Origin of the sequence: Curtobacterium sp. PhB25, assembly GCF_004365375.1 — a bacterium.
GTDB lineage: Bacteria > Actinomycetota > Actinomycetes > Actinomycetales > Microbacteriaceae > Curtobacterium.
Map to the genome: position 1 here is coordinate 141,433 of NZ_SODR01000002.1, position 21,391 is coordinate 162,823.

General features: G+C 71.6%; 21 protein-coding genes. 10 read left to right on the plus strand and 11 right to left on the minus strand.

What is annotated here, in order from left to right; all coding sequences use genetic code 11:
- Positions 1 to 66 precede the first annotated feature (66 nt).
- The 5 genes from gatC (at position 67) to EDF51_RS05265 (ending at position 5,344) form a co-directional block, all read left to right on the plus strand.
- Complete coding sequence (gatC, locus tag EDF51_RS05245; protein ID WP_111085021.1) at positions 67 to 366, plus strand: Asp-tRNA(Asn)/Glu-tRNA(Gln) amidotransferase subunit GatC; 300 nt, start codon at positions 67 to 69, stop codon at positions 364 to 366.
- Positions 363 to 1,907: an Asp-tRNA(Asn)/Glu-tRNA(Gln) amidotransferase subunit GatA gene (gene gatA, locus EDF51_RS05250; protein ID WP_111085022.1), complete on the plus strand. Its 1,545-nt coding sequence runs from the start codon at positions 363 to 365 to the stop codon at positions 1,905 to 1,907. Before gatC ends, gatA begins: the two co-directional genes overlap by 4 nt.
- Positions 1,907 to 3,412 (plus strand): Asp-tRNA(Asn)/Glu-tRNA(Gln) amidotransferase subunit GatB, encoded by a 1,506-nt coding sequence (gatB, locus tag EDF51_RS05255; RefSeq protein WP_123340738.1) that lies wholly within the window; start codon positions 1,907 to 1,909, stop codon positions 3,410 to 3,412. Before gatA ends, gatB begins: the two co-directional genes overlap by 1 nt.
- A 133-nt stretch (positions 3,413 to 3,545) precedes the next feature.
- On the plus strand, positions 3,546 to 4,625 hold the full coding sequence (locus EDF51_RS05260; RefSeq protein ID WP_133936866.1) for a type III polyketide synthase: 1,080 nt from the start codon (positions 3,546 to 3,548) through the stop codon (positions 4,623 to 4,625).
- Positions 4,622 to 5,344 (plus strand): methyltransferase domain-containing protein, encoded by a 723-nt coding sequence (locus EDF51_RS05265; protein ID WP_134194061.1) that lies wholly within the window; start codon positions 4,622 to 4,624, stop codon positions 5,342 to 5,344. The genes EDF51_RS05260 and EDF51_RS05265 overlap by 4 nt, the downstream gene beginning before the upstream one ends.
- Positions 5,345 to 5,347: 3 nt before the next feature.
- Here the strand turns inward: EDF51_RS05265 and EDF51_RS05270 are convergent, their stop codons facing one another.
- Both EDF51_RS05270 and EDF51_RS05275 read right to left on the minus strand, forming a co-directional pair.
- Positions 5,348 to 5,794, minus strand: a complete 447-nt coding sequence (locus EDF51_RS05270; RefSeq protein ID WP_208320941.1) for a cytotoxic translational repressor of toxin-antitoxin stability system — start codon at positions 5,792 to 5,794, stop codon at positions 5,348 to 5,350.
- The gene (locus EDF51_RS05275) at positions 5,787 to 6,230 is read right to left on the minus strand and encodes a prevent-host-death protein (protein ID WP_133936862.1); all 444 of its coding nucleotides are present in this window, start codon (positions 6,228 to 6,230) and stop codon (positions 5,787 to 5,789) included. The genes EDF51_RS05270 and EDF51_RS05275 overlap by 8 nt, the downstream gene beginning before the upstream one ends.
- 93 nt (positions 6,231 to 6,323) lie before the next feature.
- On the opposite strand from EDF51_RS05275, the gene EDF51_RS05280 reads away from it, so the two are divergent.
- Both EDF51_RS05280 and gap read left to right on the plus strand, forming a co-directional pair.
- Positions 6,324 to 7,274 (plus strand): DJ-1/PfpI family protein, encoded by a 951-nt coding sequence (locus tag EDF51_RS05280; protein ID WP_133936860.1) that lies wholly within the window; start codon positions 6,324 to 6,326, stop codon positions 7,272 to 7,274.
- A gap of 111 nt (positions 7,275 to 7,385) precedes the next feature.
- Positions 7,386 to 8,390, plus strand: a complete 1,005-nt coding sequence (gap, locus tag EDF51_RS05285) for a type I glyceraldehyde-3-phosphate dehydrogenase (RefSeq protein WP_134194063.1) — start codon at positions 7,386 to 7,388, stop codon at positions 8,388 to 8,390.
- 177 nt (positions 8,391 to 8,567) lie between these two features.
- Here gap and EDF51_RS05290 read toward each other — a convergent pair whose 3' ends face one another.
- The 7 genes from EDF51_RS05290 to EDF51_RS05320 all read right to left on the minus strand — a co-directional run bounded on the left by EDF51_RS05290 (position 8,568) and on the right by EDF51_RS05320 (position 16,820).
- Positions 8,568 to 9,680 (minus strand): BadF/BadG/BcrA/BcrD ATPase family protein, encoded by a 1,113-nt coding sequence (locus EDF51_RS05290; protein WP_243837075.1) that lies wholly within the window; start codon positions 9,678 to 9,680, stop codon positions 8,568 to 8,570.
- On the minus strand, positions 9,644 to 10,951 hold the full coding sequence (locus EDF51_RS05295) for a 6-phospho-beta-glucosidase (RefSeq protein ID WP_123340745.1): 1,308 nt from the start codon (positions 10,949 to 10,951) through the stop codon (positions 9,644 to 9,646). Before EDF51_RS05295 ends, EDF51_RS05290 begins: the two co-directional genes overlap by 37 nt.
- 8 nt (positions 10,952 to 10,959) lie before the next feature.
- Positions 10,960 to 11,850: a carbohydrate ABC transporter permease gene (locus EDF51_RS05300; protein ID WP_133936856.1), complete on the minus strand. Its 891-nt coding sequence runs from the start codon at positions 11,848 to 11,850 to the stop codon at positions 10,960 to 10,962.
- Positions 11,850 to 12,890, minus strand: coding sequence for a sugar ABC transporter permease (locus EDF51_RS05305; RefSeq protein ID WP_207913218.1), 1,041 nt, complete (start codon positions 12,888 to 12,890; stop codon positions 11,850 to 11,852). The genes EDF51_RS05300 and EDF51_RS05305 overlap by 1 nt, the downstream gene beginning before the upstream one ends.
- A complete protein-coding gene (locus tag EDF51_RS05310; protein ID WP_243837076.1) occupies positions 12,890 to 14,248 on the minus strand; it encodes an extracellular solute-binding protein in 1,359 nt (452 codons plus the stop codon). Before EDF51_RS05310 ends, EDF51_RS05305 begins: the two co-directional genes overlap by 1 nt.
- A 143-nt stretch (positions 14,249 to 14,391) precedes the next feature.
- A complete protein-coding gene (locus tag EDF51_RS05315; protein ID WP_134194065.1) occupies positions 14,392 to 15,633 on the minus strand; it encodes an ROK family transcriptional regulator in 1,242 nt (413 codons plus the stop codon).
- Positions 15,634 to 15,770: 137 nt separating this feature from the next.
- Positions 15,771 to 16,820, minus strand: a complete 1,050-nt coding sequence (locus EDF51_RS05320) for an alcohol dehydrogenase catalytic domain-containing protein (RefSeq protein WP_123673174.1) — start codon at positions 16,818 to 16,820, stop codon at positions 15,771 to 15,773.
- A gap of 78 nt (positions 16,821 to 16,898) precedes the next feature.
- Between EDF51_RS05320 and EDF51_RS05325 the strand changes: the two genes are divergently transcribed.
- Complete coding sequence (locus tag EDF51_RS05325) at positions 16,899 to 17,843, plus strand: DUF3097 domain-containing protein (RefSeq protein ID WP_123340804.1); 945 nt, start codon at positions 16,899 to 16,901, stop codon at positions 17,841 to 17,843.
- Positions 17,844 to 17,914: 71 nt separating this feature from the next.
- Complete coding sequence (locus EDF51_RS05330) at positions 17,915 to 18,568, plus strand: spermidine/putrescine ABC transporter substrate-binding protein (RefSeq protein WP_133936852.1); 654 nt, start codon at positions 17,915 to 17,917, stop codon at positions 18,566 to 18,568.
- 108 nt (positions 18,569 to 18,676) lie between these two features.
- Here the strand turns inward: EDF51_RS05330 and EDF51_RS05335 are convergent, their stop codons facing one another.
- Positions 18,677 to 19,690, minus strand: a complete 1,014-nt coding sequence (locus tag EDF51_RS05335; protein WP_131878405.1) for a LacI family DNA-binding transcriptional regulator — start codon at positions 19,688 to 19,690, stop codon at positions 18,677 to 18,679.
- Complete coding sequence (locus EDF51_RS20130) at positions 19,687 to 20,109, minus strand: DUF3054 domain-containing protein (RefSeq protein WP_235035981.1); 423 nt, start codon at positions 20,107 to 20,109, stop codon at positions 19,687 to 19,689. Before EDF51_RS20130 ends, EDF51_RS05335 begins: the two co-directional genes overlap by 4 nt.
- Before the next feature lie 121 nt (positions 20,110 to 20,230).
- Between EDF51_RS20130 and EDF51_RS05345 the strand changes: the two genes are divergently transcribed.
- Positions 20,231 to 21,181, plus strand: coding sequence for a hypothetical protein (locus tag EDF51_RS05345; protein ID WP_131878409.1), 951 nt, complete (start codon positions 20,231 to 20,233; stop codon positions 21,179 to 21,181).
- The last annotated feature ends 210 nt before the right edge of the window (positions 21,182 to 21,391 follow it).

Below are 21,391 nucleotides of genomic sequence, written 5' to 3' on the forward strand. Positions count from 1 at the left end.
CGCGCCTGCGTGATCGACCGCAGCCAATAGACTGTCGGACGTCCACGAACCGATCGACGGAGCACCATGCCTGACATCACGAGCGAGCAGGTCGCGCACCTGGCGAACCTCGCACGTATCGCACTCACGCCCGATGAGATCGAGAAGCTGACCGGGGAGCTGTCGCACATCGTCGAGAGCGTCGCCAAGGTCGCCGAGGTCGCGACCGACGACGTCCCGCTGACGAGCCACCCCGTGCCGCTCGGCAACGTCACCCGACCCGACGTCGTCGGCCAGACGCTGACGCAGGAGCAGGCGCTCTCCGGAGCGCCGGACTCCGACGGCGAACGGTTCCGAGTGACCGCCATCCTGGGAGAAGAACAGTGACCGACATCACGCGGATGAGCGCCGCGGCGCTCGCCGACGCCCTCGTGGCGCGCGACGTCTCGAGCGTCGAGGCCACGCAGGCCCACCTCGACCGCATCGCCGCCGTCGACGGCGACGTGCACGCCTTCCTGCACGTCAACCAGAACGCCATCGCCGTCGCGAAGTCGATCGACTCGCGTCGCTCGGCCGGCGACGACCTCGGGCCCCTCGCCGGTGTCCCGATCGCGATCAAGGACGTCCTGTGCACGCAGGACATGCCGACCACCTCGGGCTCGAAGATCCTCGAAGGGTGGATGCCGCCGTACGACGCCACCCCGGTCGCGAAGCTCCGCGCCGCCGGCCTCGTGCCGCTCGGCAAGACCAACATGGACGAGTTCGCGATGGGCTCGACCACCGAGTTCTCAGCGTACGGACCGACCCACAACCCATGGGACCTCGACCGCATCCCCGGCGGGTCCGGCGGTGGCTCGGCCGCTGCCGTCGCCGCGCACGAGGCACCCATCGCCCTCGGCTCCGACACCGGTGGCTCGATCCGTCAGCCCGGCGCCGTCACCGGCACCGTCGGTGTGAAGCCGACCTACGGCGGGGTCAGCCGCTACGGCGCGATCGCCCTGGCGTCCAGCCTCGACCAGATCGGCCCGGTCGCCCGCACCGTCCTCGACGCCGCGCTCCTGCACGACGTCATCGGCGGGCACGACCCGCGCGACTCCACCTCGATCCCCGACGCCTGGCCCTCGATGGCCGCCGCCGCCCGCGAAGGACTGCAGGCGGACACGCTGCGCGGCCTGCGCGTCGGCGTGGTGAAGGAACTCGCCGGGGGCGACGGCTTCCAGGCCGGGGTCACCCAGCGCTTCCAGGAGACCGTCGCGCTGCTCGAGTCGGCCGGTGCGGTCGTCGTCGAGATCGACGCCCCGTCGTTCGCCTACGCGATCAGCGCCTACTACCTGATCCTGCCGGCCGAGGCCTCGTCGAACCTGGCGAAGTTCGACTCGGTGCGCTTCGGCCTGCGCGTCACGCCGGAGAACGGTGCGACGGTCGAGGACGTCATGGCCGCCACGCGCGAAGCCGGGTTCGGTCCCGAGGTGAAGCGTCGCATCATCCTCGGCACCTACGCCCTGAGCGCCGGGTACTACGACGCCTACTACGGCTCGGCGCAGAAGGTCCGCACGCTCGTGCAGCGCGACTTCCAGGCCGCGTTCGACCAGGTCGACCTGCTCATCAGCCCGTCGGCCCCGACGACCGCGTTCCCGATCGGTGAGCGCATCGACGACCCGCTCGCGATGTACCTCAACGACCTCACCACGATCCCGGCGAACCTGGCGGGCGTGCCCGGCATGAGCATCCCGAACGGCCTCGCGCCAGAGGACGGCCTGCCCGTCGGCGTCCAGCTGATGGCCCCGCAGCGCGAGGACGCCCGCCTGTACCGCTACGGTGCGGCGCTCGAGCGTCTGCTCGAACAGCAGTGGGGAGCCCCGCTCATCGACCGGATCCCGGACCTCGACCAGAGTCAGCAGTCGGCTGCGCAGGAAGGTGTGATCTGATGGCGCAGAAGGACGCGCTCATGGACTTCGACGAGGCACTGGAGCGCTACGAGCCGGTGCTCGGCTTCGAGGTGCACGTCGAACTCGCGACGAAGACCAAGATGTTCTCGGACGCGCCGAACTTCTTCGGTGGCGAGCCGAACACGAACGTGACGCCGGTCGACCTCGGGCTGCCCGGGTCGCTGCCCGTCGTCAACGCGCAGGCCGTCCGGTACTCGATCCAGCTCGGGCTCGCGCTCGGCTGCTCGATCGCCGAGTCGTCGCGGTTCGCCCGGAAGAACTACTTCTACCCGGACAACCCGAAGAACTACCAGGTCTCGCAGTTCGACGAGCCGATCGCGTTCGAGGGCGAGGTCGAGGTCGAACTCGCCGACGGCACGATCTTCAACATCCCGATCGAACGCGCCCACATGGAAGAGGACGCCGGCAAGCTGACGCACGTCGGTGGTGCCACCGGCCGCATCCAGGGTGCCGAGTACTCGCTCGTCGACTACAACCGCGCCGGTGTGCCGCTCGTCGAGATCGTCACGAAGCCGATCTTCGGTGCCGAGCACCGTGCCCCCGAGCTCGGTGCCGCGTACGTGCAGGTCATCCGCGACCTCGTGCGCGCACTCGGTGTCTCCGAGGCCCGCATGGAGCGCGGCAACCTGCGCTGCGACGCCAACATCTCGCTGCGCCCCCGCGGCCAGGAGAAGCTCGGCACCCGCACCGAGACGAAGAACGTCAACTCGTTCCGTGCCGTCGAGCGTGCGATCCGCTACGAGATCCAGCGCCAGGCCGCGATCCTGGCCGACGGCGGCTCGATCACGCAGGAGACCCGTCACTGGCACGAGGACACCGGCCGCACCTCGGCCGGCCGTCCGAAGTCGGATGCCGACGACTACCGCTACTTCCCCGAGCCCGACCTGCTGCCGGTCGTGCCGGACCCCGCGGTCGTCGAGGAGCTCCGTGCGTCCCTGCCCGAGGCCCCGGTGGCTCGCCGCCGTCGCCTGAAGGGCGACTGGGGCTTCGCCGACCTGGAGTTCCAGGACGTCGTGAACGGTGGGCTGCTCGACCAGGTCGAGGGCACCGTCGCCGCCGGCGCCGCGCCGCAGGCGGCCCGCAAGTGGTGGACCGGCGAGATCAGCCGTGTCGCGAACGCCCAGGACGCCGAGCCCGGCGACCTCGTGTCGCCGCAGCACGTCGCCGAGGTCATCGCCCTCGTCGAGTCCGGCGACCTGACCGACCGCCTTGCCCGCCAGGTGCTCGAGGGCGTCATCGCCGGCGAGGGCTCGCCGGCCCAGGTCGTCGAGGCCCGTGGGCTCAAGGTCGTGTCCGACGACTCGGCGCTCACCGCCGCGGTCGACGAAGCACTCGCCGGCCAGCCGGACGTGCTCGCGAAGATCAAGGACGGCAAGGTCCAGGCCGCCGGCGCCATCATCGGTGCCGTCATGAAGGCCATGAAGGGCCAGGCGGACGCCGCCCGCGTCCGCGAGCTGGTGCTGGAGCGCGCGCAGCAGGCGTAGTCGCCGTTCCGTGCAGTTCCGTTCCGCGGAACCAGGTTCCGGACACAGCACCGTGGGAAACCACGGTGCTGTGTCCGTTCCGCGGTGTGGGAGAACCTGGGGACGCGTCAGCGACCCGGTGACAGGATGAGTCGTGTCCGCAACGATCCGCGCCATCGGAACCGCCGTCCCGGAGACGACGCTCGAGCAGGCTGCCGTGCGAGACCTCTTCGCTGCGCAGCCCGAGCTCGGTCGTCTCGGCCGGCGGCTCGTCCCCGCAGCCTTCGACGCCTCGGCGGTCGAGCACCGGCACACCGTGCTGGCCGAACTCGACCGGAGCCGTCCAGCGGGCGCGTTCCGCGACACGGACGGCGCGCTGCACTCGCCCTCGACGGGCACCCGCAACGACCGCTACCGCGAGCTCGCGCCGCCGCTCTTCGTCGAGGCTGCTCGTGACGCGTTGGCCCGCGCAGACGTCGACGCGGCCTCGGTCACGCACGTCGTCACGGTGTCGTGCACCGGGTTCACGCAGCCCGGCCCGGACCTGGACATCGTGATCGAGCTCCGCCTGCGCCGTGACGTCTTCCGCCACCACATCGGCTTCATGGGGTGCTGCGCGGCGTTCCCGGCACTCCGGATCGCGGCCGCGTTCGCCGAGGCGGACCCGGGCGCCGTCGTGTTGGTCGTCTGCGCCGAGCTCTGCACCCTGCACGTCCGCGCCAGCGACGACCCGGACCAGATCGTCGCGAACAGCGTCTTCGGGGACGGTGCCGCCGCCGTCGTGGTCACCGCCGACGGCCCCGGCCTGCGCCTCGACGCGTTCGCCACCGCCGTCGTGCCCGAGAGCGCCGGCGAGATGGCGTGGAACATCGGCGACGAGGGCTTCGAGATGGTCCTGAGCACCGCCGTGCCCAAGCTCGTCGGCAGCAGCGTCGCCGAGGCCGTCGCGTCGCTGCTCGACGGACCGGCCGCCGACGTGCCGGTGTGGGCCGTGCACCCCGGTGGGCGTGCGATCCTCGACCGCACGCAGCAGGCGCTCGACCTGCCGGACGCGGCGATCGCGGCGAGCCGGACGGTGCTGCGCGACCACGGGAACATGTCGAGCGCGACCGTGCTGTTCGTGCTCCGCGAGGCCCTCGACGCCGGGATCCCGGACGGTGCTGCCGTCGTGGCGCTCGCCTTCGGCCCCGGTCTCACGGTCGAGAGTGCGCGACTGACCATGGTGCGCACGTGAGCCGTCCCGACGGCGGCTCCACGGGCCTCCCGGTCCTCGACCTGCGCACGCGCGCGGTCGACCTGACCGAACTCATGGACGACCCGGACTGCGACCCGCGCGCGCTCGCGCGGACCTTCCGGCGCTTCGCGCTCGTCAACGCCCTGGTCAGCGGCTGGCGTTCGGCGTGGCGGACCCACGTCGTACCGGCCCTGCCGGTGCACGGCCGCGCCCGGGTCCTCGACCTCGGGTGCGGCGGCGGCGACCTGGCCCGGGCCGTCGTGCGGTGGGCGGCGAGCGACGGGTTCGACGTCGAGGTCGTCGGGGTCGACCCGGACCCGCGGGCGATCGACGCGGCGAACCGACGGGCACCGCGGGGTGTCACCTTCCGGCAGCAGTCGAGCGGTGACCTGGTCACGGCGGGCGAGCGGTTCGACGTCGTGGTGTCGAACCACGTCCTGCACCACCTGGGCGACGACGAGCGGAACGGGTTCCTGGCGGACTCGGAGGCGCTCGCGTCGGGTCGCAGCGTGCACTCGGACATCCGTCGGTCACGCGAGGCCTACCGGGCGTACGCGCTGGCGTCGCCGCTGGTGACCGCGGGGACCTTCGTCCGGGTCGACGGCCTGCGGTCGATCCGTCGGTCCTTCACCCTGGCGGAACTGCGGGACACGCTGCCGACCGGGTGGCGAGCGGAACGGGCATCGCCGCACCGGGTGCTGGCCGTCCGCGACGCCTGACGATCAGGACTGCTCGGCCGCCCGGCGCAGGAGCTCGGCGTGGAGTTCGGCAGCGCCGGCGGGTCCGAGGTCGAGGATCTCCGACTCGGGCACACCGAGGTCGTGGAGTGCCCGCACCAGGTACAGCGGGAGGGCGTTCGCGGGCGCCGGGTGCACGGGGCTGCCCCGGTCCGGCAGCGTGCCGTCGTCGACGCAGCGCCAGAAGGCCGGTGCATCGACCTGCAGCTGGTGGCGCAGGACGTGCGCCCACATGCGCGCACCGTAGGTCGACCGGTCGACGGGCTTCGAGATCCGGGTGCGCAGGACGCGTGCGTCCCAGAGCACGAGCTCGTAGGTGCGATGGTGCCGGACGGGCTGACCGGTGGCGCCGCGCACCAGTGTCCAGCGCTCGGTCGTGCAGAACGTGTCGTGGTGCTCGCGGTTCGGAGCAGGGTGCCTCGGGCTACTCACCGCCGCGCTCCAACCAGTCGCGCAGTTCGGCGTCCGTGGACAGCTTGACCAGTTGGACGAGCGCCCACGCGTCGTGGTGGTTCGGGGCGTGCTGGAGACGGTCTTCCCAGTCGACCGCGTACTCCCGCAGCGACAGGGCGAGGTCGTCGAGTGCGTCGTCGACGTCCGTCCCCTGGGCGACGAACGGGCGCCCCTCCATGAGGGCGACGACCGCGCCGGCCTCGCGGAAGACACTGATCCGCGGGGAGACGGTCCGGAAGAAGTGGTCGCGAAGCCGGTCGACGGGCAGCATCGCGGAGACGGCGCCGTCGCGGGCGACCGTCACGGTGCGGCCGGTCGCCGTGGCGTCGAGCATGTCCTTGAAGTGCTCGCGGGCGCGCGAGTACGTGGGGTAGTCGGCTGCGATGGGCACGAGGGCCTCCGGTGAGTACGGCACGTACGGAGCGTACGTGGTGTGCTGATCCTAGGGGAGGGGGCTGACAGATCTGTGGAGAACGCGAGGGTGACGTGTTCGGCTAGCGTCGCCGGTATGGCCCGGACCCCACTGCACCGCGTCGCGGTCCTGGTGCTCGACGGCGCGAAACCGCTCGACGTCGGGATCCCCGCGCAGGTGTTCTCGAACCGGCCGAGCATGCCCTACGAGGTGCGGGTCTGCGGCCCCCGGGTCGGTCGGATCACCGGCGGCGACGGGTTGGCCTACGCGGTCGACCACGGGCTGGAGGCACTGGACTGGGCGGAGACCGTCTTCGTGCCCGGCTACCGCCGCCCGTCGGACTCGGCGCCCCCGGCCGACGTCGTCGCGGCACTCGCGCGGGCGCACGACCGCGGCGTCCGCATCGCGGCGATCTCCACCGGGGCGTTCGCGCTCGCGGCAGCCGGGCTGCTCGACGGCCGCCGGGCGACGACGCACTGGCACTACACGCGGGTGCTCCGTGAGCGGTACCCCGAGGTGGACGTCGACGAGGACGTGCTGTTCGTCGACGCGGGCTCGGTGCTGACCAGTGCCGGCGCCGCGAGCGGGATCGACCTGTGCCTGCACATCGTCCGACAGGACCACGGCGTGGCGCTGTCGAACCACGTCGCGCGACGGCTCGTCAGTGCCCCGTACCGCAGCGGCGGCCAGGCGCAGTATGTCCCGCGGAGCGTGCCCGAGCCGCTCGGCGACGTGTTCGCCGACACCCGGGAGTGGGCGCTCCGGCACCTCGCCGAGCCGCTCACGCTCGAAGCGCTCGCGCGCAATGCCACGGTGTCGACCCGGACGTTCTCACGCCGGTTCGTGGAGGACACCGGGTACACGCCGATGCAGTGGGTGCTGCGGGCGCGCGTCGACCTCGCCCGGGAGCTCCTGGAGCAGTCCGACCTCGGCGTCGACCAGGTGGCCGAGCGCGCGGGCCTCGGTTCCGACGCGAACCTGCGGATGCACTTCCGGCGGATCCTCGGGACCTCGCCCACCGAGTACCGCCGGACGTTCCAGGACTGACCGCGCCGTCGCGGCGGTGGTGGCGAGATCCTTTCGGACGCTGGCTTCCCTGCCACTGGAGCCGTGCCTCCCGGCCCGTGAGCATGGACCACGGAACGAAAGGAACTCCACATGACCCGCATCGCCATCAACGGCTTCGGCCGCATCGGCCGCAACACGCTCCGCGCCCTGCTCGCACGGGGCGGTGACGACCTCGAGGTCGTCGCCGTGAACGACCTGACCGCCCCCGAAACGCTCGCGCACCTGTTCCGCTACGACTCCGCCCTCGGGCCGTTCGACGGCACCGTGGAGGTCGACGGCGACACGCTCGTCATCGACGGCCGCCGCGTCCGCGTGCTCGCGTCGACGTCGCCCGCGGACCTGCCGTGGGCCGAACTCGGCGTCGAGGTCGTCCTCGAGTCCACCGGACGCTTCACCGCACGCGACGCGGCAGCCGGGCACCTGACCGCCGGCGCCCGACGGGTCCTCATCAGTGCGCCGGCCACCGGAGCGGACGCCACCATCGCGTACGGCGTGAACTCGGACACGTTCGACCCGGCCGTGCACACGGTGATCTCGAACGCGTCGTGCACGACCAACGCGCTCGCACCCCTGGCGTCGGTGCTCGACGACCTGGCGGGCATCGAGCACGGGTTCATGACCACCGTGCACGCGTACACGCAGGAGCAGAACCTGCAGGACGGGCCGCACCGTGATCTGCGTCGGGCCCGCGCTGCCGGCGTGAACATCGTGCCGACGACGACCGGGGCGGCCAAGGCCATCGGGCTGGTGCTGCCCCGCCTGGAGGGCAAGCTGTCCGGTGACGCCATCCGCGTGCCGGTGCCCGTCGGGTCGATCGTCGAGCTGAACACCGTCGTGTCGCGGGACGTGACCGTGGACGAGGTGAACGAGGCCTACCGCGCCGCGGCTGCCGGTCCGCTCGCCGGGGTCCTGGCGTTCACGGTGGACCCGCTCGTGTCGACGGACATCACCGGGCGGCCGGAGTCGAGCATCTTCGACTCGCTGCTCACCCGCGTCGACGAGGGCCGGCACGTGAAGGTCGTCGCCTGGTACGACAACGAGTGGGGCTTCTCGAACCGCGTGGTCGACACGCTCGGGATGCTGGCGCGCGCGTAGGCCGCGGGCCGGTCGGCGCTGGGCCGGCGGGCGGGCGCTGGGCCGGCGCTGGGCTGGCGCTGGGCTGGCGCCGCCGGGTTTCGCGCTGAGCGACACTTCACGGGCTCATCGCCGCGTGAAGTGTCGCTCAGCGCGAAATGTGCGCGGCGCGGGCGGCCGCGCCGGGCCGCGCGCGCGTCAGCGGATCAGCGCGGTCGTGCTCGCGAAGGCACGGGAGCGCACGGCCTCGCGGTACCGCTCGAGCGCCGCGTCGTCGGCACCGACCGACTCCAGCGCCGCCAGCCCCGCGCCGAGCACCGGGGGATCGGTCACCCAGGTCGGCACCGCTCCGGGGACCCGGGCAGCGAGCCCGTCGACGACACCGTCCACGAGCAACGGGTGCCGAGCAGCGAGCACCCCGCCCCCGAGCACGACGGGCACCGGGTCGGCCACCGAACCTCCGAGGCCCAACCGCTCGAGCGCGACCGCGGCGAGCAGGACGATCTCCTCCGCCTGCCGCTCCACGACGCCCCGGGCCACCGCGTCGCCGGCTCCGGCCACGTCGAACAGCACCGGGCAGAGCCGGTTGAACACGCGCTGGTCCAAGCGGCCGAAGTGGATGGCCTCGGTGACCTCGCGGACGCTGCGCAGGCCCACCGCCGCCGGCACCGCGCCGACCAGCGCCGTCGCCGGGCCGCGCCCGTCGTCGGCCCGAGCCGCGTGCCAGAGCGCCCGGTTGCCGAGCCACGCGCCGCCACCCCAGTCGCCGGAGACGTCCCCGATGGCCGGGAACCGTGCGGTCGTGCCGTCAGCCCGCACCGCGAGGGCGTTGATCCCGGTGCCGCACACCACGGCCGCGGCGTCGGGGGACAGGGTGCCGGCCCGCAGCAGCGCGAACAGGTCGTTGTCCAGGACATGCGGTTCGCCGCCGTCATCGGCCCAGTGCGCGAGGGCCGCGGTCGCCGCGACGAGCTCGTCGTGCAGGTCGAGCCCGGCCAGGTACACGTGCGTCGTGCGGATGCGGCGGTCACCCAGCTCGCTGACCACCCGCGCACGGACGTCGTCGAGGATCGGGCCGGCGAGGTCCCAGCCCCGCGTCTGCGGGTTCGACCCCGGACCGCGCGCGTGCCCGACGATGGTCCCGTCGAGCGCGATCGCGACGACGTCGGTCTTGCTCCCGCCGCCGTCGACGGCGAGCACGACGTCGGTCGCGTCCGGTGGGACCGGCGCGGGCGGACGGGAGGCTCGGGCCGGGCCCGCCGCGCCGGTCCGGCTCAGCCCGCCCACGTCACCTGCTCCGATCGCGCCCACGGGATGTGTTCCGCGTTCGCGGCCAGGAGCAGGTCGGTGAGCTGCTCCGCCTTGTCCACCTGCCCGACGAGCGGGTGCGCCCACATCGCACGGAGCACCCGGTCGCGGCCACCGTGCACCGCGGCGTCGAGCGCGAGCCGCTCGTACCCGGCGACGTGCGACACGAGACCGACCATGTCCGGGTCGAGCGGGGAGACCGGCAACGGCGTGATCGCCTGGCGGGTGACGCGCGACGGCACCTCGATGACGTGGTCGTCCGGCAGGAACGGGAACGTGCCGTCGTTCCGCACGTTGAGGACCTGCACGTCGCCGCGGTCGCCGAGGATCGAGGACAGCACGTCGATCGCCGCCTCGGAGTAGTAGGCGCCGCCGCGCTGCTCGAGTTCGGCGGGCTTCGTCACGACGGACTCGTCGGCGTACTTCGCGAGCAGGGCCCGCTCGGTCTCCATGACGGCCTCGGCACGGGTGGGCTCGTGCAGCTGCTCCTGCAGCACGATGTCGTGCGAGTAGAAGTACCGCAGGTAGTACGAGGGGATCGCGTGCTGCAGGCGGAGGAGGTCCGGGTGCATGTGCACGCTCTCCGCCGTCCGGCCGAGGGCACCGTCCGACTCGGCGAGCAGGTCCGCCATGACGTCGCGCTCGACGCCGTCCGCGCCCGTGACGTGCACGCCGCGCTCCCACGTCAGGTGGTTCAGGCCGACGTGGTCGAGCCGGACGTGGTCGGGGGCGACGCCGAACTCCTTCGCGAAGCGGCGCTGGAACCCGATCGCGACGTTGCACAGTCCGACGGCGCGGTGTCCGGCCTCGAGCAGGGCGCGGGTGACGATGCCGACGGGGTTGGTGAAGTCGACGATCCAGGCGTCCGGCTTGGCGTGCTTCCGGACGAGTTCGGCGTACTCCAGGACCACGGGCACGGTGCGGAGCGCCTTCGCGAACCCGCCCGGACCGGTGGTCTCCTGCCCGATGCAGCACGCTTCGTGCGGCCACGTCTCGTCCTGCTGCCGTGCGGCCTGCCCGCCGATGCGGAGCTGGAACATGACGGCATCGGCGTCGGTGACCCCGGCGACGACGTCGTCGGTGACGTGGATCGTGCCGGGGTGTCCGGCGTGCGCGAACATCCGCTTGGCGACACCGCCGACGAGTTCACGGCGCACCGGGTCGGGGTCGACGAGCCAGAGCTCGTCGATGGGGAGCTGGTCGCGGAGCCGGGCGAAGCCGTCCACGAGTTCGGGGGTGTAGGTGGATCCGCCACCGACGACTGTGAGTTTCACTGGAGCTGCTATCCCTTCACGCCGGTGAGCGCGATGCCCTCGACGAATGCCTTCTGTGCGAAGAAGAAGATGATGACGACGGGGACCATGACGACGACGGTCATCGCCATCGTCATCGACCAGTCGGTGCCGTGCTGTCCGCGGAACGTGGCGAGTCCGTACGCCACCGGCCAGGCGGCCTGGTTCTCGGATGCGTACAGGAGCGGGCCGTAGTAGTCGTTCCACGAGTGGAAGAACATGAAGATCGCCGCCGACGCGATGCCCGGGCGGGCCATCGGGACGACCACGCGCCAGAGCACGCCCCACTCGCTGCAGCCGTCCATGCGGGCGGCGTCGCCGTACTCCTTCGGGATGGTCATGAAGAACTGGCGGAGCAGGAAGATGCTGAACGCGTCGCCGAGCAGGTTCGGCAGGATGAGCGGCCACAGGGTGCCGGTCAGGTGCAGGTGCGACCACATCACGTAGACCGGCACCGCGGTGACCTGCGGGGGCAGGAGCATCGCGACGATGATCACCGTGAAGATCAGGTTCGCGCCCCTGAACTTGATCTGGGCGAGCGCGTAGGCCGCGGGCACCGAGCTGAGGAGCATGAACGCGGTGGCGAGGACGGCGTACATCGACGAGTTGCCGAACCACTGCGTGAGCGGCAGCTCGGTGAACACCCGCGCGTAGTTCGAGAAGTCGAACGGCCGGGGCACGATCGACGCCGTGAGGGCCTGGTTGCTCGACATCAGCGAGGTCAGGACCACGAACACGATCGGGGCGATGGTCAGGACGCCGAGGGCCACCAGAGCGGCGTGCTCGGCGATCCACACCAGGGAGCGACCACGCGGCCTGCCGGTGCGGGGCGCTGGACCCCGTGGCGCCCGGGCGAGCGGGGACTGGGAGACGGCGGTCATCAGGACTCCTCCGGCCGGAACACACTGATCCGACGCATCGTGAAGACGAGCACCACGGCGGTGATCACGAACAGGACCACGGCCATGGCGGACGCGTAGCCGAACTGGAAGTTCGCGAACCCGTGCTGGTAGAGCAGCTCGGTGTAGGTGAGCAGCGAGGTGCCCGGGTAGCCGAGCTGGGCGGCGGTCCCGCCACCGATCGTCGCCTTGCCGCTCGCGACGCCCGAGGCGACGGCCGCCTCGGTGAAGTACTGCAGCGCGGCGATCACCCCCGTCACGGCGGCGAACCCGATCACCGGGGCGATCGTCGGCAGGGTGATGTGCCGGACCTGCTGGACGCCGTTCGCACCGTCGAGCGACGCGGCCTCGTACAGGTCGCGCGGCACGTCGAGCAGTGACGCCAGGAAGATGATCATGATGTCGCCCATCACCCAGACGCCCAGGATCACGAGCGACGGCTTCGACCACGCCGGGTCGTTGAACCACAGGGGGCCGTCGATGCCGAAGACCCGGAGGATCTGGTTCACCGGCCCGGTGCCCGGGTTGAAGAGGAACACGAACGCCACGACGCTCGCGACCGGCGGGACCAGGGCGGGCAGGTAGAACAGCGTCCGCCAGAACCCGGTGGCCGTCTTGGCCCGGCTGAGCAGCCCGGCCACCAGGAGTCCGCACACGATCCGGACCGGCACCAGGATGACGACGAACCACAGCGTGTTCACCACCGCGGGCCCGATCTGCGGGTCCTGGGTGAACAGGAACTTGTAGTTCAGGAACCCGACGAACTCGGGCTCCTGCAGCTGGTTGTAGCGCGTGAACGAGTAGAAGATCGACGCGACGAGCGGGTAGGCGAAGAAGATCACCAGGCCCGCCAGGGCCGGCGCGAGCATCGTCAGGGCGACGAGGCGGCGCCGGGACTCTGCGGAACGGGGCCGACGTCGCGGAGCCGTCGGGGGCACCGGACCGGACCCCGTCGGGCCCGTGGGCCGGGCTGCGCGGGCGAGCCGCGCCTCCCGGCCGGTCGTCTTGGTGGTGAGGCTCATCACGGACCAGCCAGCTGGTTCGCGTTGTCGATGTCGGAATCCAGCTTCTTCAGCTTCGCGTCGAGGTCGCCGCCGTTCTGCTGGTAGGCCTGCCAGAACTTCGTGAAGGTGCCGATGTAGGCGGCACCGTCCGCGGTGCCCGGCGAGGTCATGGTGTCCTTGTTGCCCGCGACGTCGACGAAGGTCTTGTAGTTCTCGTCGACCTCGAGGTCGGGGGACTCCAGCGCCGAGGTGAGCGTCGGGATGTTCTTCAGACCGTTGCCCATCGTGACCTGCGCGTCGGTGTTGGTGGACAGGTACTTCAGGAGCGCCCACGACAGCTCGGGGTTCTTGGACCCCTTCGCGATGCCCGCGACGTTGCCCGCGATGTACGTCGAGCCGTAGTTGCCGAGGCCGTCCATCACCGGGGTCGGGGACGTGCCGTAGTCGAGGTCCGGCTTCTGGTCCTTGAGGAACGCCGTGCGGTACCCGCCGTCGATCTGCATCGCGACCTGACCGGTCTGGAACGCGTTGTCGGCCGCGAACTCCTGCCCGAGGCCGGACGTGAAGGCCTTGAGCTTGTCGTAGCCGATCTCGTCGACGAAGCCCTTCTGCCAGGTGATGAGCTTCTTCCACGCGTCGGACGTGCCGATCACGCTGTTGCCGTCCTTGTCGAGCCACGAGCCGTCGACCATCGGCGCCCAGTGCTCGGGCGAGTTCTCGTAGAAGTCGATGAGCGGGTTGAAGCCGAGCTGCTTGATGGAGCCGTCGGCGTTGTACGTCGTCAGCTTCAGTGCGTCGGTCTTCAGCTCGTCCAGGGTCTTCGGTGGAGTCGTGATGCCCGCCTTCTCGAGGAGCGGCTTGTTGTACATGAGCGCGCTGACGTCGGCGAGGGCCGGCAGGGTGCAGCGCGTGCCCTTGTACTGCGTGTACGACTGCACCGCCTTCGGGATGTCGGACAGGTCGACCTTGTCGCGCTTGATGTACGGCGACAGGTCGCGGAAGGCACCCGAGGAGCAGAAGCTGCCGACGATGGCGGTCGAGTACGACAGGCCCACGTCGATGTTCTGGCCGGACGAGATCGCCTTCTGCAGCTTCTCGTCGTCCTGACCGGCGTGGATGTCGACGGTGACGTCGGGGTTGGCCTTCTCGAAGCCCTCGACGGCGGTCTTCACGACGCCGGCTTCACGGCCGGTGAAGAAGTGCCACAGGGACACGGTGCCCTTGAGCTCCTTCGGGGCGCTCTTCTCGATCGAGTCGGCGCTGCTGCCGGAGCTGCAGCCGGCGACGACGAGGGCACCGGCGGCGGCGACAGCCGTGGCGGTGGCGATGCGGCGGAACACCCGGCGGCGCGGGACGTTCGGTTCGGGGAGGGACAAGGCGGTACTCGCTCTCTGGTCTCGCTCCGTCGCCGTCCGTTTCCGGGCGCCGCCCGTTTCCGGGCGCTGCCCGTTTCCGGGCGCGACGAAGAGCCCTGTGACAGGGCTGGGTGATGGTGCCTCGAGTGGTGCGGGTGGAACGTTCAGGGGCGCTCGACGGGGTCCGGCGTCGGGGCATCGTCACTGATGCGCTCGAGCCGGTCCGCGAGCGCGGTGCGGACGACGTCGATGAGGACGTGCCGCGCACCGTGCAGGACGGGGGTGTCGGGGACGCCGGGCGCGACCACGGCGGTGGACCAGCGCGAGCGGGTCCGGAGCCAGGCGGTCACGGCGGCGGCCAGGGCGGGGCCACCGGCGATCCCGGTCGGGCCGTGCAGGACGACCGTCTCGGGATCGGCCACGGCGAGGGCTGGGAGCACGTTGTGCCCGACGCGCTCGCCGAGGGCGACGGTGAAGGGGTGCTGCTCGGGCAGGCCGGGCAGTTGCGGGAGCACCTGGCGCCAGTCGGCTGCGGTGCCGCCCGGTGCCGTGATCCCGTGCTCGGCGGCCAGGGCGATGATCGCGGACTCGGAGATGAGGTCCGCGACGATCGTGGCCGTCGGGTCGATGGAGCGTGCGTCGGCGGGCACGCTGAGGTAGCCGATCTCACCCGCGGCACCGGAAGCGCCGGTGTGCAGGTGACCGTGCAGGTCGAGGGCCATGCCGAGGCCCTCGGCCATCCAGAAGAGCGCGAACGACCCGGGTGCTCGACCGGCCCCCATGTTGCGTTCGGCGATGGCGGCGAGGTTGGCGTCGTTCTCGACGACGACGTGGACCCCGAGCTCGGCGGAGAGGGTCGCGCTGACCTGCTCGCGGGGCCAGCCGGGCAGTCCGTCGGTGAAGATGAGGGTGTCGGTGGCGTGGTCGACACTCGCCTGCACACCCACCGCGACCGCGGTGACGAGCTCGGGGTCCACATCGGCCGCGGCGGCTGCGCGGGAGATCGCTGCGGCGACGATGTCGGCGCCGGGGGAGCGCACCTCGGCCTCGGACATCCGGTGGGTGGCGACCGGGAACGTGCGACCGGCGGCGTCCACCACGGTCGACCGGACGTCGACGAGCTGGACGTCCACCGCGACACCGAGGTCGCGGTCGGTGATCGCTTCGTACACGACGGCGCTCGGCCCGCGGCGTCCGGCTTGGGTGTCCGTGCCGGCCTGGCGGATGAGGTCGGCCGACTCGAGCCGGCGGATGATCTCGGCTGCGGTGGGCTTGCTGAGCCCGGTGCGCTGGGCGATCTCGTTGCGGGTGAGCGGGCCGTCGTCGAGCAGCAGCTCGAGCGCCGCGCGGTCGTTCAGGACGCGCAGCAGACCGGGTTGGCCGGGGGTGCGTCCTCGTGTGGTCATGTCGAGGACTGTAACGGACAACCTTCTTTACTGAAAGGTTTGTTTACCGATTCGAAACACGCGTTCTGCTGCGCGAAACGTGCCGCCCCGACGGAGGCCCGCCGAGCGCCGGCCGGGTGCCCGCGAGCGACCGGCGCCTACGGCCGCAGCAGCACCTTGATCGCCCGACGCTCGTCCATCGCCCGGTACGCCTCGGCGGCCTCGTCGAGCGGCAGCTCCAGGTCGAACACGCGCCCGGGGTCGATCGCTCCGGACAGCACGTCGGGCAGCAGTTCCGGGATGTACTTCCGTGCCGGCGCCATGCCGCCCGCGACGGCGATGTTCGTGTCGAAGAGGTAGCGCGTACCGATCGTCGGCACGCCGTGCGGGACCCCGACGAAGCCGAGGTTGCCGCCCGCGCGCACCGAGTGCAGCGCCTGGTCCATGCTCTCCTCGGTGCCGACGGCCTCGACCGCGCAGTCGGCCAGGTCGCCGCCGAGCAGCTCGCGGATCGCCGCGACGCCCTCCTCGCCGCGCTCGGACACGATGTCCGTCGCGCCGAACTCGCGTGCCAGTGCCTGGCGATCGGCGTGCCGGCTCATGGCGATGATGCGCTCGGCTCCGAGTCGCTTCGACGCGAGCACCGCGGACAGGCCGACCGCGCCGTCGCCGACCACGACGACGGTCTTGCCCGGACCGACCGCCGCCGACACCGCGGCGTGGTGCCCGGTGGAGAAGACGTCGGACAGGGTCAGCAGCGACGGCACGAGCGCCGGGTCGACGGGGCCGGGCACCGCGACCAGCGTCGCGGACGCATCCGGGATGCGGACGTACTCGGCCTGCGCGCCGCCGACCGGGTCGCCGTACGCGTCCTTCCCGCCGAATCCGGACAGGTGGTCGCAGCCGCTGGTCATCCCGTGGCGGCAGGCCTGGCAGGTGCCGTCGTTCATGGTGAAGGGGGAGATCACGAAGTCGCCCTCGTGCAGGTCGGTGACCGCGTCGCCGACGGCGACGACCTCGCCGACGAGTTCGTGCCCGATCGGCCGGGGCTCCTTCGTCTTCGTGACGCCGCGGTACGGCCACAGGTCCGAGCCGCACACGCACGCGGCGACGACCTTGACGACGACGTCCTTCGGGGTGAGGACCGAGGGGCGGTCGCGCTCCTCGACGCGGATGTCGTTGGGGGCGTGGATGATCGCTGCGCGCACGGGAGGCCTTCCGTCGAGATGGTGGGTGTCGGCGCGGTCGACGTCGTCCGGGCCGACGTCGACAGTACCCTCGTGCGGGTGGACGACGACCGGTACGGCGGGGACGTGCTCTCGGGAGACTGGCGCTCCCGCGGGGTGAAGAAGGTGCGGCAGGTGCCGCTCGAACGCGACATGGTGCTCGAGGACCCGGACTCCGGGTGGGCCGGCGCCGTCGTCGGACTCGAGGCGGGCAACATCGCGCTCGAGGACTGGAAGGGCCGCACCCGTTCCTTCCCCTTCACCGGGCAGTTCCTGCTCGAGGGCGAGCTCGTGACGCTGGGCCGCCCGCAGGCGCCGGTCGGCCGGTCTGCCGCAGCCGCTGCCGGCTCGCCGGGCTCGCTGGGTTCCGTTCACTCGGACTGGAGGCCCGGGGCCGCGCCCGCCGTGCGGCAGGCGTCCGACGGTGGTCGCCTCCGCACCGCGTCCGGATCCTTCGCGGTGGAGTCGCAGCGTGCCCGGGTGGCTCTGCCCTCGCGCATCATGGTCGAGGGAAAGCACGACGCCGAACTGGTCGAGAAGGTCTGGGGAACCGACCTGCGCGTCGAGGGCGTCGTCGTCGAGGAGCTCTCCGGCGTCGACAACCTGGCTTCGGTGCTCGATGAGTTCCAGCCCTCGCGAGACCGTCGCGTCGGCGTGCTCGTCGACCACCTGGTGCCCGGGTCGAAGGAGTCCCGCTTCGCCGAGGCCGTGATGCGCGGCAAGTGGGGCGCGCACGTGCTCGTCGTCGGCCACCCGTTCGTCGACGTCTGGCAATCCGTGAAGCCCGCCCGCGTCGGACTGCAGGCCTGGCCGACGATCCCGCGGTCGATCGAGTGGAAGAAGGGCATCTGCCAGGCGCTCGGGTGGCCGAACGCCGAGCAGGCCGACATTGCCCGGGCGTGGCAGCGGATCCTCGGGCAGGTGCGCACCTTCGCCGATCTCGAGCCGCAGCTGCTCGGCCGTGTCGAGGAGCTCATCGACTTCGTGACGGAACCGAAGGCCTGAGAACCCGGCCGTTCTGGGCAGGCGCGCGGAATGAGCGGGTGATCCGCGCCTCCGCTCCGTATCGTTGGGGCATGGACGGCATCGACGGACGCGTGCGCAGCGCTGTCGACGTCTGGCTGCGCTGGCTGCCGCGCTGGCAGATCGGCACCGCCCGCCCGCGCACCCGCATCTGCCGGAAGTGCACCGGATCCCCGATCGCGAGTGCCGCCGGCTTCGGGCAGGACGTCCCGCACGCCGTCCAGCACGCGCTGATCGGCCGGATCTCGACCATCGTCGAGGACGAGGTCGACGACTACACCGCCAAGAACCTGCCGCTGCTGCAGCGGGAGCTCGAGCGGGCCGCGGCGCGGAAGCGGCACGCCGGGTACCAGCCGGCCGAGGGGCTGTCGCCCGAGTTCCAGGGCCTCGACGTCGATCCCGAGCCCTCGCCGGGTTCGCCGTTCCTCTTCACGCTCGGGGAGCTGGCGGGGACGGGCGCGGGGGAGCAGGCACCGCGGGAGCCGCTGTCGGACGAGGCGAAGGCGGCGCTCCGGCACGAGATCGAGCTGTCCGACGAGTGCGCTCGCTCGACCGGGACGGCGGTGTGCCTGGCGCTCATCGACCACCGGCCGCGCATCGCCGAGGCGGTCGAGCGTCTGGTCGAACCGCAGATCGAGGCGCTCGTGTCCGACATGTTCCGCGGGTTCGACGGACCGGACGAGGGGCCGCGCAGCGGGCTGTTCTAGCGGCGACGCGCGCGGGCGCGGGCTTCGCCCGGTGCGAGGTTGACCACGCCGTGCGCGCTTGTTGCGCTGCACCGAGTGGTCAACCTCGCACCGTGCGCGGTCCGTCGGTCAGCGGGGGAGCAGCGTGCGACCGGGCACGACGGTGCCCCGGAGTGAGCGGTGCTCGACGGCACGCGTCGGGTCGTCGATCCGGCCGATGACGAGGTCGATCGCCTCGCGGCCGATGCGTTCGATCGGCTGCTCGAGCGTCGTGAACCCGATCCAGTCGCTCGCGAGGGGGTACACGCCGTCGAACCCGGTGACCGACAGATCGTGCGGGACCCGGACACCGCGGCGTGCGAGCGCCTCGCACACGTCGAGCATGAGCCGGTCCGTCGGGCACATCACCGCGGTCACGTCCGACTCGTGCATCGCGTCGACCAGGTCGGCGGCGAGGTCGTCCGGTGGTCGCACGAAGCTGGCGTCGATGTCGATGACCCGGACACCACGTGCGCGGAGCCGTTCGACCATCGCCGTCGAGCGGGCGTGCTGCGTGATCGCGTTGTCGAGTGGGACGGTGAGTACGGCGACCGTGCTATGGCCGGCGTCGGCGACGGTGTCGGCGATGGTCGCGCCACCGTCCACCTCGTCGCAGTACACGCTGGACAGTGCCGGGTGGAGTTCGGGCCGGCCGGCGACCACGGTGGCGATCCGCGGGGCGAACTCGGCGATGTCGGCCGACGGCATCAAGCCGCTGCAGACCACGAGGCCGTCCACCCGCATCGACACGAGTGCGGCGAGTGCGGACTTCTCGTCCTCGACACGGCCGACACCCGTGGTGGTGACGACGCGGTAGCCCAGCTCGGACGCGCGGCGCTCCATCACGGCGTGCAGTGCGGTGTAGACCATCGACGACGCATCGCGGACGAGCATGCCGATGGTGTGCGTCCGACCGCTGACGAGCCCGCGTGCCATGGCGTTGGCGACGTACCCGAGCTCGGCTGCGGCGCGCTCGACCCGCTCGCGAGTCTCATCGGAGAACCGTCCGGTGCCGGAGAGGACACGGCTCACCGCGGACTTCGAGACGCCTGCTCGTGCGGCGACGTCGAGGATGGTCGGCTGGGACCCGCGGCTGGCGTTCACGCCTCGGTCGCGGCGGCGTCCTGCCGGGACCGCGACGCGGTGAAGCGCAGCACCCCGCGGGCGATCGCGCGCCAACCGAGCAGGAACACCCCGAGCACGATCGTGGCGACGATGACGAAGGAGATCGGCAGCGGGTTGCCGTCGACGTCGCCCTGACCCGTGGCGACGCGGATCGCCATGCCGACGAACACCGTGAGGATCCATACGACGACGCCGGTCGGCCAGAAGCGCAGCGGGCGGGCCCAGGCTCCACTCGTCACGTACCCGATCGCCCAGCCCGCCAGGAACGGGTAGACGGTGGTCCAGATCCCCAGTGCGGTGTTGCCCTCGCCGTGGGAGGAACGGCCGATGAGCGCGAAGACGACGATGAGGACGACGTCGATGACGGCTGCGAGCCAACCCCAGGTGCGTGTGTTCACCCGGACAGTCTCGCAGCCCGGACGGCTCCGGCCTCTCCACAGGCGGGCGTCGCCCTCGTCTTGTCCACAGATCCGCCGCCGTCCCGACGGCTCCCGTTCCCCGACCATCACCATCGTCGGGGTGAACCGTCAGATCGCCCTCGCCCCACTTCCCGCCGTCACCGTCCTCCGGACCTCGGCGCACCATCCAGCCGAGTCCGAGGTGATCAGGAGGCGGGCGGACGCGCAGGAGCTCGTCCGCATCGGGCGAGGGAAGTTCGTCGACGCTGCCGCTTGGGCAGCCCTCCGGCCAGCGGAACAGCACCTGGTCCGCGTCGGTGCGTCCGCCGATCGCATCGGACCCGACCAGGTCGTCTCACACGTCTCGGCGGCGGTCGTACTCGGTGTGCCGACGGTGTCGCCGCCGCCCGATCGAGTGCACGTGACCTCGGTCGGGAGTGATCGGCGGACCACGAATGCTTCCTTCGTCGTCCACGCCGACCTCGACCCGGTACCAGACCCGAACCGGATCAGCACGCCGGAAGGCCTGCAGCTGAGCGGACCTGTTCGGATCGCTGCCGACGTGGCCCTCACGCTCCCGTTCATGGACGCCGTCGTGGCGCTTGACGACCTGCTCCGTCGGGGTCTTCCCCGAGCAGCCGTGCGCGACACGATCGCGCGACGTGGCCCCAAGGGGCGCCGTCGCGCGCTCCGTGCGGTGGACTTCGCCGACTCCGCGTCGGACTCGCCGGGTGAGTCGATCGCGCGCACCCGGTTCGATCAGTTCGGCACGGAGGAGCCCGTCCTGCAGCACCGTTTCCGGTCGTCCGGGCAACCGGACATCGTGGTGGACTTCTGGTTCCCCTCGGCCGGCGTCGTGGTCGAGTTCGACGGCGAGGTGAAGTACCGGGACCCGACGATGCGGAACGGGCGTTCGGCGGAGGACGTGGTCATCGCCGAGAAGTACCGGGAGGACCGGCTGCGGTCCTTGCCCGGCGTCCGGCACGTCGTGCGGTTGCGATGGGCTGATCTCTGGGACGAGGCGACGTTGCGCGCGAAGCTGCGGCGGGCAGGCGTTCGGATGCGACGCTGAGCGCGCCGTGCGAAGTTCGCCACTCGGTGCGAGGTTGTTGCGGCGCACGGGGTGATCAACCTCGCACCAGAGCAGGCGCTGCGCCGGCCGCGGCCCCCGGAGTTCACCCGGCGGCGACGCCCGCGGCACCCGGCGTTCACCCGGCAGCGCCACACTCGACCTCGGCGCGGGAACGTTCCCACACGGCCCGCGCCACACCACCCCGCACGA

Bases quoted from the DNA above. Each gene is read 5' to 3' on its own strand.
- gatC (WP_111085021.1), top strand. From the start codon at position 67: ATGCCTGACATCACGAGCGAGCAGGTCGCGCACCTGGCGAACCTCGCA.
- gatB (WP_123340738.1), top strand. From the start codon at position 1,907: ATGGCGCAGAAGGACGCGCTCATGGACTTCGACGAGGCACTGGAGCGC.
- EDF51_RS05280 (WP_133936860.1), top strand. From the start codon at position 6,324: ATGGCCCGGACCCCACTGCACCGCGTCGCGGTCCTGGTGCTCGACGGC.
- gap (WP_134194063.1), top strand. From the start codon at position 7,386: ATGACCCGCATCGCCATCAACGGCTTCGGCCGCATCGGCCGCAACACG.
- EDF51_RS05300 (WP_133936856.1), bottom strand. From the start codon at position 11,850: ATGACCGCCGTCTCCCAGTCCCCGCTCGCCCGGGCGCCACGGGGTCCA.
- EDF51_RS05305 (WP_207913218.1), bottom strand. From the start codon at position 12,890: ATGAGCCTCACCACCAAGACGACCGGCCGGGAGGCGCGGCTCGCCCGC.
- EDF51_RS05315 (WP_134194065.1), bottom strand. From the start codon at position 15,633: ATGACCACACGAGGACGCACCCCCGGCCAACCCGGTCTGCTGCGCGTC.
- EDF51_RS05330 (WP_133936852.1), top strand. From the start codon at position 17,915: ATGGACGGCATCGACGGACGCGTGCGCAGCGCTGTCGACGTCTGGCTG.